The following is a 14,137-nucleotide window of genomic DNA, read 5'->3' as shown; positions in this document are numbered from 1 at the left end:
CTTGGAAATATTCAGAATTCGGTATCGGACAGCCACTGGCGCCAGTCGGGCGCGGCGTGGCGGATGGAATCGCGGTGGTGGCTGTCGCGGCCCGTCACGCTCTCGGCGTGCCACAGCGCGGCAATGATGGCCTGTTCGCAGACTTCCGCGGCGGCTTCGAACAGCGGATCGATGCGGGCCTCGTGCAGCATCGCGATCGCGGGCATGGGTGATTCGGGCAACTGCGGAATCGTGTAGGCCGTGGAAAACGCCAGCGCAATATCGCCGCTGCCGTGGCCAAACACCGAGCCGGTGCGCGCCAGCCCCGCGCCGGCGCGCAGCGACAGGCGGCGCAACTGGCGCGAATCGAGCGGCGCGTCGGTGGCCACCAGCAGGATGATCGAGCCTTTCTCCGGTGCGATCACGGCGTTCTCGCCCTGCTGCGCAAGCCCTTGGTCGAGCTGGCTTGCCAGCCGGCGGCCGAACGGCCTGCCCGCCACCGTCAGGTTGGGCAGGCGGCCGAAGTTCGACAGCACCAGCGCGCCCACGGTGTACTGCGGTCCGTCCTTGATCTGCGCGACGCGCGAGGCCGAGCCGATGCCGCCCTTGAACGAGAAGCTGGACATGCCCCGGCCGGCGCCCACGGCGCCCTGCGCGAACTGCTTGCCCGAGGCGGCCAGCGCCTCGCCGTAATGCGCTTCCTGCACCGCCATCGCCTGGATGTCGTTCAGGTAGCCGTCGTTGCACTCGAAGACCAGCGGGTTCACGGTGGCCATGCCACGGCCGATGCCGGGGTTGGCCGCGACCGCCGCGCGGATCTGCGCATTGGCCACGGTGCCCACGCCGAACGTGTTGGTCAGTCCGATCGGCGTTTCCAGCACGCCCAGTTCCTGCACCTGGACCAGCCCCGTGCTCTTGCCGAAGCCGTTCAGCACGGTGGCCGCGGCCGGCGTCTTGTCCAGAAAGGCATCGCCGCCATGCGTGCGCACGACGGTCACGCCGGTCTGCAGCGGGCCTTCGGCCAGCGTGCAATGGCCGACGGTGACGTCGCCCACGTCGCAGATCGAGTCCAGCGGCCCCGGCGGCAGTACGCCGATGCGGGGGATGTCCAGCGCTTGTTTGTCCATGTTCGTCTACGTGTCGCCACGCTCCAGAATGCAAAACGCCGCCACCCTGGGTCCGGGACACGCGCTGGCAAGCGCGTGGCGGACGGAGGCGGCGGCGGAAAATTCGCCCTCCACGCCGGCCCTCGCAAGAAGGCCCGGCGGCAGGTTTACTTGCGGTCGATCTTGGGATCGAGCGCGTCGCGCAGGCCGTCGCCCAGCAGGTTGAACGCCAGCACCGTCAGGAAGATCGCCAGCGCCGGGAAGATCGCGACGTGCGGTGCGATGACCATGTCGGCGCGCGCTTCGTTCAGCATCGCGCCCCACTCCGGCGTGGGAGGCGAAGCGCCCATGCCCAGGAACGACAGGCTGGCGGCGGTGATGATCGAGGTGCCGATCCGCATCGTGCCGTACACCACGATCGGCGAGATCGTGCCGGGCAGGATGTGGCGCATGATGATCGTCCAGTCGGACGCGCCCACGCTCTTGACGGCTTCGACGTACGTCATCTGCTTGATCGACAGCGTGTTGCCGCGCACCAGGCGGGCAAACGCGGGCACGCTGAACACGGCCACGGCCACGATCACGTTGACCATGCTGGAACCCAGGATGGCAACCACGCCAATGGCCAGCAGCATGCCGGGGAACGCCAGCAGCACGTCGGAGATGCGCATCGTGATGCGTTCCCACCAGCCTTCGTAGTAGCCGGCCATCAGACCCATGAAGGTGCCGACGATGGCGCCCATGGCGACCGACAGGAAGCCCGCGGCCAGCGAGATGCGCGCGCCCATGACGATGCGGCTGAAGATGTCGCGGCCCAGCGAATCCACGCCCAGCCAGTGCGTCAGCGACGGGCTGGCGTTCAGCGCGTCATAGTCGAAGAAGTTCTCCGGGTCGAACGGCACGATCCACGGCGCGAAGGCCGCGACGATGACCAGCAGCAGGACGAAGAGGCCGGCGCCGACGGCAAGCTTCTGCTTCTTGAACTTGCGCCAGAACTCGGTGGCGGGCGTGCGCACGTCGTTCTTGGGGACGGCGGCGATGGTCGCGGCGGGTGTCGTATTGCTCATGGCCGCCTCACTTGTAACGGATGCTGGGATTGATGACGCCATAGAGCACGTCGACAATCAGGTTGATCAGGATGAATTCCAGCGAGAACAGCAGCACGAGGCCCTGGATCACCGGATAGTCGCGCTGGGTCACGGCGTCCACCAGCAGGCGGCCAAGGCCGGGCCAGTTGAACACGGTCTCGACCACGATCGAGCCGCCCAGCAGGAAGCCGAACTGCAGGCCCATCATGGTCACGACGGGAATCAGCGCATTGCGCAGCGCGTGCTTGATGATCACGCGGCGCTCGGACAAGCCCTTGGCGCGGGCGGTGCGCACGAAGTCTTCCTGCACGACTTCGACGAACGAGGCCCGCGTGAAACGCGCCATCACGGCAGCCACCGCGGCGCCCAGCGTGATGGAGGGAAGAATGTAGTGTTGCCAGGTCGATGCACCCACGGTGGGGAGCCAGCCCAGGTTCACCGAGAAGATCTGCATCAGCATCATGCCCAGCGCGAACGCGGGGAACGAGATGCCGGACACCGCCAGCGTCATGCCGAGACGGTCGGGCCAGCGATTGCGCCATACGGCCGACACGATGCCGATGATCATGCCGAAGCCGACTGACCACACCATGCTCGCAAGGGTGAGCCACAAGGTGGGCATGAAACGGTCGGCGATTTCGGTCGAGACGGGGCGCTTGGTGCGCAGCGAGGTCCCGAGGTCGCCCTGCAGCATGTGGCTGAAGTAGCGCACGAACTGCTGCGGCAGAGGCAGATCCAGCCCAAGTTCCTTGCGCACGAGCTCGACGGTTTGCTGGTCGGCCTCGGGGCCAGCGGCCAGCCGTGCCGGGTCGCCCGGAAGCATGTGCACAAACAGGAACACGACCACCGCTACCAGCAGCAGCGTGGGGATCATGCCCAGAAGACGTTTGACGATGTAGGTCAGCATTGAAATTCCTGCAACATCGGCGGGGACACCGCGTCCCCGCCGTATGTGGCCTTACAAGGGCCCGAAGGCCCCGAGAGTTACTGCTTGGTTTACTGCTTCAGGTCGATGTCGCCGAACCAGAACGAGGTGTCCGGCTCAACGTACACGCCCGACAGGTTCTTCGACTTGACGTACAGGTTGTTCTGGGTCACCAGGAAGGCCCACGGGGCGTCCTTCCAGATGGTTTCCTGAACGTTCTTGTAGATCTCGGTCTTCTTCTCGCGGTCCGTCGTGGCCAGCGCTTGCTGGACGCCTTCGTCCACCGTCTTGTTCGAGTAGTACGACACGTTGTTCAGCACCGGCGGGAACGCGGCGGTGGTCAGCAGCGGACGCAGGCCCCAGTCGGCTTCACCGGTCGAGGACGACCAGCCGGCGTAGTACATGCGGACCTTGGCGTCTTCAGGCTTTTGCACCTGTTGGACGCGCTGCACGCGCTGGCCGGATTCCAGGACTTCCACGGAAACCTTGATGCCGACCTGGGCGAGCTGCTGCTGCAGGAACTGAACGACCTTCACCGAGGTGCCGTCGTTATAGGCGGACCACAGCGTGCTTTCGAAGCCGTTGGGGTAGCCGGCTTCGGCCAGCAGGGCCTTGGCCTTCTTGATGTCGTAGGGCCATGCGCCGATCTTGTGCGCGTAGTCCACGCCTTGCGGCACGACGCCGTCGATGACGGTGGCGTAGCCCGAGAACGCGACCTTGGCCAGGGCGTCCTTGTTGATGGCGTAGTTGATGGCTTCACGCACCTTGACGTTGTCGAACGGCTTTTGCTGCGTGTTCATCGACAGGTAGCGGGCCATGATCGAGTTCTTGTGATCGACCACGTCCAGCTTGTCGTTCTTCTTCAGCACGGCGGCCTGCTCGAACGGCACCGGGAAGGCGAAGTGCGCTTCACCCGTCTGCACCACGGCGGCGCGGGTGTTGTTGTCGGTCACGGTGCGGAAGGTCAGCGTGTCGACCTTCGGGTAGCCTTGCTTCCAGTAGCCGGCGAACTTCTTGACCTTCAGGTACTCGGCCGGCTTCCATTCGACGAATTCGAACGGGCCCGTGCCAACCGGGTGAAAGCCGATTTCCTTGCCGTACTTGGCCAGGGCGGCCGGCGAGATCATCATGGCGGCCGGGTGGGCCAGCGCGTTGATGAAGGCCGAGAACGGCTTCTTCAGCGTGATCTTGACGGTCATCGGATCGACGACTTCGGTCTTTTCGATGACGCTGAACTGGATGTAGCGCGACAGGCGGTTGTCCGGATTGGCCGGACGGTCGAAGTTGACCTTGACCGCTTCGGCGTTGAAGTCGGTGCCGTCATGGAACTTCACGCCGGGACGCAGCTTGAACGTGTAGACCAGGCCGTCTTCGCTGACCGTGTAATCGGTCGCCAGCACCTTCTGGACCTTCAAGTCCTTGTCGAATTCAAACAGGCCTTCGTAGTAGGCCTTGCCAGCCGCCTGGTTCAGCGTGCTGTTCGTGTTGTACGGGTCCAGCGTTTCCAGCGCGATGGAAACGGCAAACGTCACGTCCTTGGCGGCGTGAGCCATCGGCGCGGTGAGCACGCCGAAGGCCAGCGCGGCAGCGGCCATCAGCTTGGTGGGGCGCAGAACTTTCATCATTGCAACTCCTGGTTCCAAAAAAAGGTCAACTACTGAGTCAATACGCGCCGCCGACGGGATGGCGGGCTACAAAATGATCCGTACCGACCTGCACCAGCGGCTGCACCACCGGTTCGTCGTTCAGTTTGCGGATCGGGCTGGGGATTTCATCCGACAACAAGGTGCGCTTCAGGTGGCGGCGTGCCGGATCGGCGATCGGCACGGCGGACATCAGCTTCTTGGTGTAGGGGTGCTGCGGATTCTCGAAGATGGCGCGGCGCGGGCCGATCTCGACGATCTGGCCCAGGTACATCACCGCCACGCGGTGGCTGACGCGTTCGACCACGGCCATGTCATGCGAGATGAACAGGAACGAGATGCCCATGTCGCGCTGCAGGTCGATCAGCAGGTTCACGATCTGCGCCTGGATCGACACGTCCAGCGCCGACACGGATTCGTCCGCGATCACGACCTTCGGGTTCAGGGCCAGGGCGCGCGCGATGCAGATGCGCTGGCGCTGGCCGCCCGAGAATTCATGCGGGTAGCGCTGCGCCATTTCCGGCGGCAGGCCCACGCGCTCGAGCAGTTCGGCGACGCGGCGTTCGGCATCCTTGCCCTTGGCCACGCCGTGCACCAGCAGCGGCTCCATGATCGAGAAGCCCACGGTCACGCGCGGATCCAGCGATGCAAACGGATCCTGGAACACGAACTGGATGTCGCGGCGCAGGGATTGCAGCTCGTTGTTCTTCAGACGCACGATGTCGCGGCCGCCGAAGCGGATCTCGCCGCCCTGGCTTTCCACCAGGCGCAGCAGCGAGCGGCCCGTCGTGGACTTGCCGCAGCCGGACTCGCCGACCAGCGACAGCGTCTCGCCGGGGTACAGGTCGAAGCTGACCTTTTCCACGGCGTGCACACGGCGCTGCACGCGGCTCAGGATGCCGCCGCGCAGATCAAAACGCGTCACCAGGTTGCGCACACTCAGGATGGGCTCGCGCTTGGCGTTGGGCACTTCCTGCGTGCTGACGGCGCCGGGCTCGGCCACGGGTTGGGCCTTGCCTTCGACCTGCAGCAGCGGGAAGCGCGCGGGCAGGTCCGTGCCCTGCATGGCGCCCAGCTTCGGCACGGCCGACAGCAACGCCTTCGTGTAGCTGTGCTGGGGCGCGGCAAACACCTGGTCCGACGGGCCTTCCTCGACCTTGTCGCCACGGAACATGACCAGCACGCGATCGGCCACTTCGGCCACCACGCCCATGTCGTGGGTGATGAACACCACGCCCATGTGCATCTCTTCCTGAAGCTGACGGATCAGTTGCAGGATCTGTGCCTGGATGGTCACGTCCAGTGCGGTGGTCGGCTCGTCGGCGATCAGCAGCGCCGGCTTGCAGGCCAGCGCCATGGCGATCATTACGCGCTGGCGCATGCCGCCCGACAGTTGATGGGGGTAGCGGTCCAGCACCGACTTGGCTTCGGGAATGCGGACCTGTTCCAGCATGCGCAGCGCTTCGGCGCGCGCCGAGGCGCTGTCCATGCCCTGGTGTTCGCGGATCGATTCGGCGATCTGATCGCCGGCCGTGAACACCGGGTTCAAGGAGGTCATCGGCTCCTGGAAAATCATTGCCATGTCGGCGCCGCGCACGTCACGCATGACGCGCTGGCTGGAATTGGCCAGGTCGATCACGGAACCGTTACGGCGGCGCAGGGCCATGCGACCCTGAGCGATGCGGCCGCCGCCATGTTCCACCAGACGCATCAGCGCCAGCGACGTCACCGATTTGCCCGAACCCGATTCGCCCACGATGGCCAGGGTCTCGCCCCGGTCCACATGGAACGACAGGTTGCGCACGGCTTCGACCGTCCGCTCGGAACCCACGAAGCGCACCGTCAGGTCGTCGACCTGGACCACGCGGTTATCCGGCAGCGCCAGGCTGTTTGCGCGATCAACCATCTCTTCTCATTCCCAAAATAAACCTACTGATCCAAACCGCCGCCGCTCATCGGTAGATGGCGGTTACCGGCTTCTCGCCAACGCGGGCGTAACCCCGGTACATGCCTTCCGTGTTGAACGGCAAGGCCACATTGCCCTGGGCGTCGACGGCCACCAGGCCGCCCTTGCCGCCGATGGTGGGCAGTTTTTCCATCACGACGCGGTCCGCCGCTGCTTCCAGCGAGGCGCCGCAGTATTCCATCTGGGCCGCCACGTCGTACGCGGCAACCATGCGGATGAACATTTCGCCCGTGCCCGTGGTGGACACGGCGCAGGTCTTGTTGCTGGCATAGGTGCCGGCGCCGATCAGGGGCGCATCGCCCACGCGGCCGACCTGCTTGTTGGTGATGCCGCCGGTGGAGGTGGCGGCAGCCAGGTTGCCCTGCGCATCGACAGCCACGGCGCCCACGGTGCCGAACTTCTTGTCGGCGTCCAGCGGGTCGGCGGGCGCGGGCTGGCCGCGCGCGACCATGGCCTGGCCGTCGTGATCCAGCACGGCGGCGTCCGGCGTCTCGCGCTGCACGCGCAGCAGCTGCTCGCGGCGGGCTTCGGTCGAAAAGTACGACGGGTCGACGAGCTCCAGGCCTTCCTGGGTGGCGAACGCTTCCGCGCCCTCGCCCACGAAGAACACGTGCTTGCTGTTTTCCATGACCTTGCGCGCGGCAAAGATCGGGTTGCGCACGCGGTTCACGTTGGCGATGGCGCCCGAACGCAGCGTGGCGCCGTCCATGATGGCGGCATCCAGCTCATGGGTGCCGGCGCTGGTGAACACGGCGCCGTGGCCGGCGTTGAACAGCGGGCAATCCTCGAGCAGGCGCACGGCCTCGGTCACGGCGTCCAGGGCGCTGCCGCCCTTGGCCAGCACGGCTTGGCCGGCGGTCAGGATGGACTCCAGGGCCGCCAGGTATTCCTGTTCCTTCTCGGGAGACATGGCCGCGCGGGACATCGCGCCGGCGCCGCCGTGAATGGCAATCACGGGCTGAATCATCGTTTACCTACTCCATGTATGAGCCACGGCATGACGGACTGGGTCACCCCAGCGGCGGCCGCGACGGAATTTTTGGCCCGATAGGCCACCGCCGCGGACAGGGCTTCGATGAGCCCGAGCGCGGCGGTTTCGGAATTGGGAATGAGCTGGCGCGCCGAGAATGCGTACAGCACGACGGAGGCCGTGGGCGCCAGCGGCGACGTGGGCTTGTCCGTCAGCACCAGCACCGGCACGCCGGCCTGCTTGGCCGCGCCGGCCAGCGTCACGGTGTCGGCCAGATAGCGCGGAAAACCGATGGCGATCACCAGGTCTTTGCTGGTCATGCGCGACATCTGCCGCGCCGCGTGCGACACGCCGCCGGGACCGGCCAGCGATTCGACGGAATGCAGGTGCATGCACAGGCCGCGCTGCAGGAGACCCGCAAGAAACCCGCTGGCGCCGAAACCGATGATGAAGACGCGTTCGGCGGCCAGAATCGTGTCGACCGCCTTTTCACAGGCGTCCGAATCCAGGGCTTGCAGGTTGCGCTGCGCGTTGCGGATGTCTTCTTCGAGCGTCGCGGCGAAGATCTGGACAGCGCTGGCGGAATGCGCCAGCTCGGTGCGCAGCTTTTCGACGGGTTCCAGCGCGGCTTCGAAACCCCGGGCCAGTTCGGCGCGGAACTGCGGGTAGCCCGGCAGATCCAGGGCGCGCGCAAAGCGGTTGGCCGTGGCGACCGACACGCCCACCGCCGCGGCAAATTCGTCGATGGTCATGGTGGCGGCGCGGAACTGGTGCGCCAGCACGTACTCGGCCATCTTGTGCTGGGTCCGGCTCAGCGCGGGCTGGGCCCGGGCGATCCGATCAGCGATCGTAATGGCGGACTTGGTCATCGAACAGCGTGGTGGAATTCAGACGGCGGGTTTATGTAAATCTGTTTACACACAAATTTTAGTTAAGAAAATAGATTTTCATACTAAGGGTATACCCGTGAATAGATGTAACAGTCCGGCTCTAAAAATCGGGGCCGGGTTGCGTTACGCTAGTTGCCCTTACAGAATTGCCCCCTTTGTCCCGCTATCTGGAATGACCCGCATGACGCCCGCCTGGACCTGCAAGCCCCACGCCGACCTGACCCCCGCCGAGCTCTACGCCATCCTGCGGCTGCGCTCCGAGGTATTCGTGGTGGAACAGAACTGCGTGTTTCTGGACATGGACGGCAAGGACCTGCTGGGGCAGACCGAACACCTGATGGCATGGCAGGACGGTGAGCTGGTGGCCTATTGCCGCCTGCTGGAGCCGTCCCTGAACGACGGCCGCGCCATCATCGGCCGCGTGATCACCGCCCCCGCCGCCCGCGGCACTGGGCTGGGCCATGAACTGATGCGCCGCGCCAAGCAAGAAGTGCAGCGCTTGTGGCCGGATCAGCCGGTCTATCTGGGCGCGCAGGCGCGGCTCAAAGGCTATTACGGCGGCCACGGCTTTGTGCCGGTGACCGAGGAATACATGGAGGATGGCATCCCGCATGTGGGGATGCTGCTGCAAGAGACTGCGTGACCACGCGCTGCAAACCGACATAAAAAATGGCGCCCCTGGTTGGGGCGCCATTGCTTTGCTGCCGGCGGCGAACCGCCGGTGTTCGCGCGTTTACTGCACCGCCGACACGTCCAGCTTCGCCGCCGTCTTGGACTTGATCTCGTCCACCGTCACGCCGGGCGCCGTTTCCAGCAGCTTCAGGCCGTTTTCGGTGACTTCCATCACGCCCAGGTCGGTGATGATGAGGTCAACCACGCCCACGCCGGTCAGCGGCAGATTGCATTCGGGCAGCAGCTTGATGTCTTCGGAGCCGTCCTTCTTCTTGGCAACGTGTTCCATCAGCACGACCACGCGGCCAACGCCGGCCACCAGGTCCATTGCGCCGCCCATGCCCTTGACCATCTTGCCCGGGATCATCCAGTTGGCCAGGTCGCCCTTTTCCGAGACCTGCATCGCGCCCAGGATCGCCAGGTTGATCTTGCCGCCGCGGATCATCGCAAACGAATCGGCCGACGAGAAGATCGACGAGCCGGGCAGCGTCGTGACCGTCTGCTTGCCGGCATTGATGAGGTCAGCGTCGACCTGATCGTCGGTGGGGAACGGGCCGATGCCCAGCAGGCCGTTTTCGGATTGCAGCCACACTTCCACGCCCGCGGGGACGTGGTTGGCGACCAGCGTGGGCAGGCCGATGCCCAGGTTCACATAAAAGCCGTCTTGCAGCTCGCGCGCGGCGCGTGCCGCCATTTCATCGCGGGACCATGCCATGTCGTCTTCTCCTTAGGCCGGGCGAGTGGTGCGTTGTTCGATGCGCTTTTCGGGCGTGGCGTTCACCACGATCCGTTGCACATAGATGCCGGGCAGGTGGATCTGATCCGGGTCCAGGCTGCCGGTGTCGACGATCTGTTCGACTTCGACCACCGTGAACTTGCCGGCCATGGCGACGTTCGGATTGAAGTTGCGGGCCGTCTTGCGGAACACCAGGTTGCCGCTGCGGTCGGCGATGTGCGCCTTGACCAGCGACACGTCCGGCACCAGCGAACGTTCCATCACGTACTGATGGCCGTCGAACTCGCGGATTTCCTTGCCGTCGGCCACGATGGTGCCCACGCCGGTGCGGGTAAAGAACGCCGGGATGCCCGCGCCGCCAGCGCGCAGCTTTTCGGCCAGCGTGCCCTGCGGCGTGAATTCAAGCTCGAGTTCGCCAGACAGGTACTGCCGTTCGAATTCCTTGTTCTCGCCGACGTAGGACGCGATCATCTTGCGCACCTGACGCGTATTGAGCAGTTGGCCCAGGCCAAACCCGTCGACGCCCGCATTGTTGCTGATGCAGGTGAGATCCTTGACGCCCGAATCGCGCAGCGCGGCGATCAGTGCCTCGGGGATACCGCACAGGCCGAAACCGCCCACGGCGATCATCTGACCGTCCTTGACGATGCCTGCCAGCGCCTCCTGGGCGCTTGCATAAACCTTGTCCATCGCTCCAACTCCTAGTTAAGGTCTAAACAAAGTGAGCCCGTCCCGCCGCTACCCGGTTTGCCATAAGGCTACGCGGGTCCCGGAAAAATCGGGAATGCGGGACAGGCCCTGTCTTTCCTTGGGGCGCGGCTGTTGGCGCCAACAACACGGGCATCGCGGCGAGGCCCGATTTCCGTGAAGCGGCGGCGCCGAGGGTGGCGCGCCCTCATTGCTTTTCTGATTTTGCGCTAGATTTTACCGGCATGACCGGCCAAAGCACGCGCTATTTTGGCCGGTGCGCGGCCCGCGGCCGCGCGCGCTCACTGGGCCGGCGTGAACTGCGTGGCCATCTGCGCCAGGACTTCGGGCGGCCACGGCGCGGACGTATTGGCCACGTAATCCATCCATACCAGCACGTTGCGGCCACGCGCGTAGGGGCCGGCGTCGTCGCCGACCTTATCGAGCAACAGCTCGAATTCGGCGCTGGAGCGGCCGATGCGCGTCACCTTGTGGGTCACGCGGACCGTGGCCGGATACGTCAGCGGACGCAGGAAATCGCACGACGCGTGCGCCAGGATCGCGCCATCGTCGGCCGGCAGCTTGAAGCCCGCGTTATACAGAATCTGCATGCGGGCCTCTTCCATGAGGCGGAAATACAGCGTGTTGTTCAGATGGTTCAAGGCGTCTGAATCGCCCCAGCGCAAAGGCAATTCGAGCTGATGGGTGTCGCCCACCGAAAGCAGCCGCGCAGACAGGTTGTCCGGGTTCACCAATAACTCCTGAAGGCTAAAAGAAATGCGAAGGGGTACAGGACCCTCGCCTGCAATACAATCGCCGATAATACTTCCAGCCATATATGGAATACATACGGGGAGCTTTGCAATGTCTGAACGCGAGTCGATGGAATATGACGTGGTCGTGGTTGGCGGTGGTCCCGCCGGCCTGGCCACAGCAATCCGTCTGAAGCAGTTGGCCGCTGAGAAGAATCAGGAGATCGGCGTCTGCGTACTGGAGAAAGGCGCGGAACTTGGCGCGCACATCCTGTCCGGCGCCGTCATGGACCCGCTGGCGCTGACCGAGCTCATCCCCGACTGGAAAGAGAAAGGCGCGCCGCTGAACGTGCCGGTCACGCAGGACAAGTTCCTGTTCCTGTCCGAGACCGGCGCGCGCGCCACGCCAAACTGGCTGCTGCCGCCGTGCTTCCATAACGAAGGCAACTACATCGTCCGTCTGGGCGACGTCGTCAAGTGGATGGGCGAGCAGGCCGAAGCGCTGGGCGTGGACATCTTCCCCGGTTTTGCGGCCGTTGAAGTGCTGTACGACGAGAACGGCGCCGTGCGCGGCGTGGCCACCGGCGACATGGGCGTGGCCCGCGACGGCAGCCACACCGACCACTACCAGCCCGGCATGGAACTGCATGCCCGCTACACGGTGTTCAGCGAAGGCTCGCGCGGCCAATTGGGCCGTCAGCTCATCGAACGCTTCAAGCTGGACGACGGCCGCAACCCGCAGTCGTACGGCATCGGCATCAAGGAAATGTGGGAAGTCGATCCGGCCCAATCCAAGCCCGGCCTGGTGGTCCACACCGCCGGCTGGCCGCTGGACGCCGACACCTACGGCGGCTCGTTCCTCTATCACCTGGACAACAACCTGGTGGCCGTGGGCATGATCGTCGGCCTGGACTACGCCAATCCGTGGCTGTCGCCCTTCGACGAATTCCAGCGCTACAAGACGCATCCGGCCATTCGCGGCACGTTCGAAGGCGGCAAGCGCATTGCCTACGGCGCCCGCGCCATCACGGCCGGCGGCCTGCTGGCCCTGCCCAAGCTCACGTTCCCGGGCGGCGTGCTGGCTGGCTGCGAAGCCGGTTTCCTGAACGCCTCGCGCATCAAGGGCAGCCATGCCGCCATCAAGTCGGGCAAGCTGGCCGCCGAAGCGGCGTTCGACGCCATCGTTGCCGACCGCCGCCAGGACGAGCTGACCGCCTACCCCAAGGCCTTCGAAGCGTCGTGGCTGCACGAGGAACTGAACAAGGCGCGCAATTTCAAGCAGTGGTTCAAGAAGGGCCGCACGGTCGCCACGCTGATGACCGGCATCGAGCAACTGGTGCTCAAGGGCAAGATGCCCTGGACGCTGCGCCACAACAAGCCCGACCACGCCTGTCTGCAACCCGCGTCGCAGTGCGCGCGTATCGACTACCCCAAGCCCGACGGCAAGCTCACGTTCGACAAGCTCAGTTCGGTGTTCATCTCCAACACCAACCACGACGAGAACGAGCCGGTCCACCTGACGCTCAAGGATCCGTCCGTGCCGGTGAAGGTGAACCTGGCCAAGTATGGCGGCCCTGAATCGCGCTATTGCCCGGCCGGCGTGTACGAGTTCGTCAAGGACGACCACGGCGACGACCGCTTGCAGATCAACGCGCAGAACTGTGTGCACTGCAAGACCTGCGACATCAAGGACCCCACGCAGAACATCGTCTGGGTGGCGCCGCAAGGCGGCGAAGGGCCGGTCTACAGCGGCATGTGACACGACGGGCGCACCGCGCCTGCCTACCAGGCGCCCCGCGGGGCGCCTTTTTTCCGACTGCCTGGAGCGACACCATGAGCGAACGCGTACTTCTGATCGGCTGCGGCGACCTGGGCCTGCGCGCGGCGCAGCGCTTTCTGGCGCGCGGCGACGAGGTCCATGCGCTACGCCGCCACCCGCCCGCCGGCGATGCCAGCGGCATCCAGTGGCTGCAGGGCGACATCACGCGCCCGGACACGCTGGGCAGCCTGCCGCAAGGGGTGACGCGGCTCATCCACCTGCCCTCGCCCGGCGCGCGCGATCCGCAGGCGTACCGCGGCGTGTTTGTCGATGGCTTGGCCAACGTATTGAAGGCGCTGGACACGTCCAGCCTGAAGCGCATCGTGTTCGTGTCCTCCAGCGCGGTGTACGGCGAACATCACGGCGGCTGGGTGGACGAAGACACGCCGCCCGCGCCGCAGGGCTTTAACGGGCAGGTGCTGCTCGAGGCCGAGGCCGCGCTGGCCGCCCAGCCGGTTTCCGCGACGGCGCTGCGGCTGGCGGGCCTGTACGGGCCGGGCCGCATGCAGCTCATCGAACGATTGCGCAGCGGCGCGGCGGGCGCGCCCGTTCAGCCCGAGCATTGGGCCAATCGCATTCACATCGACGACGCGGCCGCCGCGGTGGTGCATCTGGCGTTGCTGCCCGAGGTCGCGCCCGTGTATGTCGGCTGCGACGACACGCCGCTGCCGCTGCATGTTTTGTATGCCGAACTCGCCGCCATGATCGGCGCCCCAGCGCCGCGCGAGGCGGCGGCGCCCGCCAACGTGGGCAGCAAGAAGCTCAGCAATGCGCGCCTGCGCGCGAGCGGCCTGACGCTGCAATGGCCCGATTCGCGGCAGGGCTACGCGGCGTTGCTGGCCGAAGGCGGCACGGCGCAGGCATAGTTCGACTCGCGCCGAATCGTTGCCTTCGGTGCTGGCGG

At 65.4% G+C, this 14,137-nt stretch carries 13 protein-coding genes; 3 read left to right on the top strand and 10 right to left on the bottom strand.

The genetic code is table 11. From position 1 onward, the window contains the following. Nucleotides 1-11: 11 nt before the first annotated feature. From CLM73_RS06740 to CLM73_RS06710, 7 genes are all read right to left on the bottom strand, one after another. Entirely contained in the window at nucleotides 12-1,106 is a 1,095-nt protein-coding gene (locus CLM73_RS06740) for a P1 family peptidase (RefSeq protein WP_105237828.1), read from the bottom strand. Nucleotides 1,107-1,252: 146 nt separating this feature from the next. Continuing rightward, entirely contained in the window at nucleotides 1,253-2,152 is a 900-nt protein-coding gene (gene gsiD, locus CLM73_RS06735) for a glutathione ABC transporter permease GsiD (RefSeq protein ID WP_105237827.1), read from the bottom strand. A 7-nt stretch (nucleotides 2,153-2,159) separates the two neighbouring features. Beyond that, nucleotides 2,160-3,080 (bottom strand): glutathione ABC transporter permease GsiC, encoded by a 921-nt coding sequence (gene gsiC, locus CLM73_RS06730; protein ID WP_056322028.1) that lies wholly within the window; start codon nucleotides 3,078-3,080, stop codon nucleotides 2,160-2,162. Nucleotides 3,081-3,169: 89 nt separating this feature from the next. Further along, nucleotides 3,170-4,723: a glutathione ABC transporter substrate-binding protein GsiB gene (gene gsiB, locus CLM73_RS06725; protein ID WP_105237826.1), complete on the bottom strand. Its 1,554-nt coding sequence runs from the start codon at nucleotides 4,721-4,723 to the stop codon at nucleotides 3,170-3,172. A gap of 37 nt (nucleotides 4,724-4,760) precedes the next feature. Further along, nucleotides 4,761-6,647, bottom strand: coding sequence for a dipeptide ABC transporter ATP-binding protein (locus CLM73_RS06720; RefSeq protein WP_105237825.1), 1,887 nt, complete (start codon nucleotides 6,645-6,647; stop codon nucleotides 4,761-4,763). Nucleotides 6,648-6,693: 46 nt separating this feature from the next. After that, nucleotides 6,694-7,674 carry an isoaspartyl peptidase/L-asparaginase family protein gene (locus tag CLM73_RS06715; protein ID WP_056567927.1) on the bottom strand — a complete coding sequence of 327 codons (981 nt, stop codon included), beginning with the start codon at nucleotides 7,672-7,674 and terminating at the stop codon, nucleotides 6,694-6,696. After that, on the bottom strand, nucleotides 7,671-8,546 hold the full coding sequence (locus tag CLM73_RS06710; RefSeq protein WP_056567930.1) for a MurR/RpiR family transcriptional regulator: 876 nt from the start codon (nucleotides 8,544-8,546) through the stop codon (nucleotides 7,671-7,673). The genes CLM73_RS06715 and CLM73_RS06710 overlap by 4 nt, the downstream gene beginning before the upstream one ends. 202 nt (nucleotides 8,547-8,748) lie before the next feature. Between CLM73_RS06710 and CLM73_RS06705 the strand changes: the two genes are divergently transcribed. Further along, nucleotides 8,749-9,210, top strand: a complete 462-nt coding sequence (locus CLM73_RS06705) for a GNAT family N-acetyltransferase (protein ID WP_105237824.1) — start codon at nucleotides 8,749-8,751, stop codon at nucleotides 9,208-9,210. Between the two features lie 90 nt (nucleotides 9,211-9,300). Here the strand turns inward: CLM73_RS06705 and CLM73_RS06700 are convergent, their stop codons facing one another. The 3 genes from CLM73_RS06700 to CLM73_RS06690 all read right to left on the bottom strand — a co-directional run bounded on the left by CLM73_RS06700 (nucleotide 9,301) and on the right by CLM73_RS06690 (nucleotide 11,417). After that, nucleotides 9,301-9,954, bottom strand: a complete 654-nt coding sequence (locus CLM73_RS06700) for a CoA transferase subunit B (protein ID WP_056567942.1) — start codon at nucleotides 9,952-9,954, stop codon at nucleotides 9,301-9,303. A gap of 12 nt (nucleotides 9,955-9,966) precedes the next feature. Beyond that, a complete protein-coding gene (locus tag CLM73_RS06695) occupies nucleotides 9,967-10,665 on the bottom strand; it encodes a CoA transferase subunit A (RefSeq protein ID WP_056567945.1) in 699 nt (232 codons plus the stop codon). A gap of 299 nt (nucleotides 10,666-10,964) precedes the next feature. Further along, nucleotides 10,965-11,417: an acyl-CoA thioesterase gene (locus tag CLM73_RS06690; protein ID WP_105237823.1), complete on the bottom strand. Its 453-nt coding sequence runs from the start codon at nucleotides 11,415-11,417 to the stop codon at nucleotides 10,965-10,967. A gap of 109 nt (nucleotides 11,418-11,526) precedes the next feature. On the opposite strand from CLM73_RS06690, the gene CLM73_RS06685 reads away from it, so the two are divergent. Together CLM73_RS06685 and CLM73_RS06680 are read left to right on the top strand one after the other, a co-directional pair. Next, a complete protein-coding gene (locus CLM73_RS06685) occupies nucleotides 11,527-13,173 on the top strand; it encodes an electron transfer flavoprotein-ubiquinone oxidoreductase (RefSeq protein ID WP_199778263.1) in 1,647 nt (548 codons plus the stop codon). A 74-nt stretch (nucleotides 13,174-13,247) separates the two neighbouring features. After that, entirely contained in the window at nucleotides 13,248-14,099 is an 852-nt protein-coding gene (locus CLM73_RS06680) for an NAD-dependent epimerase/dehydratase family protein (RefSeq protein ID WP_105237822.1), read from the top strand. The last annotated feature ends 38 nt before the right edge of the window (nucleotides 14,100-14,137 follow it).

The sequence above is a fragment of the Achromobacter spanius genome, from assembly GCF_002966795.1.
In the GTDB taxonomy this organism is placed as follows: domain Bacteria; phylum Pseudomonadota; class Gammaproteobacteria; order Burkholderiales; family Burkholderiaceae_B; genus Achromobacter; species Achromobacter spanius_D.
Note: the sequence above shows the minus strand (reverse complement) of the source record. Positions and strands in the feature narration are given on the sequence as shown.

Bases quoted from the DNA above. Each gene is read 5' to 3' on its own strand.
- CLM73_RS06740 (WP_105237828.1), bottom strand. From the start codon at position 1,106: ATGGACAAACAAGCGCTGGACATCCCCCGCATCGGCGTACTGCCGCCG.
- gsiD (WP_105237827.1), bottom strand. From the start codon at position 2,152: ATGAGCAATACGACACCCGCCGCGACCATCGCCGCCGTCCCCAAGAAC.
- gsiC (WP_056322028.1), bottom strand. From the start codon at position 3,080: ATGCTGACCTACATCGTCAAACGTCTTCTGGGCATGATCCCCACGCTG.
- gsiB (WP_105237826.1), bottom strand. From the start codon at position 4,723: ATGATGAAAGTTCTGCGCCCCACCAAGCTGATGGCCGCTGCCGCGCTG.
- CLM73_RS06720 (WP_105237825.1), bottom strand. From the start codon at position 6,647: ATGGTTGATCGCGCAAACAGCCTGGCGCTGCCGGATAACCGCGTGGTC.
- CLM73_RS06715 (WP_056567927.1), bottom strand. From the start codon at position 7,674: ATGATTCAGCCCGTGATTGCCATTCACGGCGGCGCCGGCGCGATGTCC.
- CLM73_RS06710 (WP_056567930.1), bottom strand. From the start codon at position 8,546: ATGACCAAGTCCGCCATTACGATCGCTGATCGGATCGCCCGGGCCCAG.
- CLM73_RS06705 (WP_105237824.1), top strand. From the start codon at position 8,749: ATGACGCCCGCCTGGACCTGCAAGCCCCACGCCGACCTGACCCCCGCC.
- CLM73_RS06700 (WP_056567942.1), bottom strand. From the start codon at position 9,954: ATGGCATGGTCCCGCGATGAAATGGCGGCACGCGCCGCGCGCGAGCTG.
- CLM73_RS06695 (WP_056567945.1), bottom strand. From the start codon at position 10,665: ATGGACAAGGTTTATGCAAGCGCCCAGGAGGCGCTGGCAGGCATCGTC.
- CLM73_RS06685 (WP_199778263.1), top strand. From the start codon at position 11,527: ATGTCTGAACGCGAGTCGATGGAATATGACGTGGTCGTGGTTGGCGGT.
- CLM73_RS06680 (WP_105237822.1), top strand. From the start codon at position 13,248: ATGAGCGAACGCGTACTTCTGATCGGCTGCGGCGACCTGGGCCTGCGC.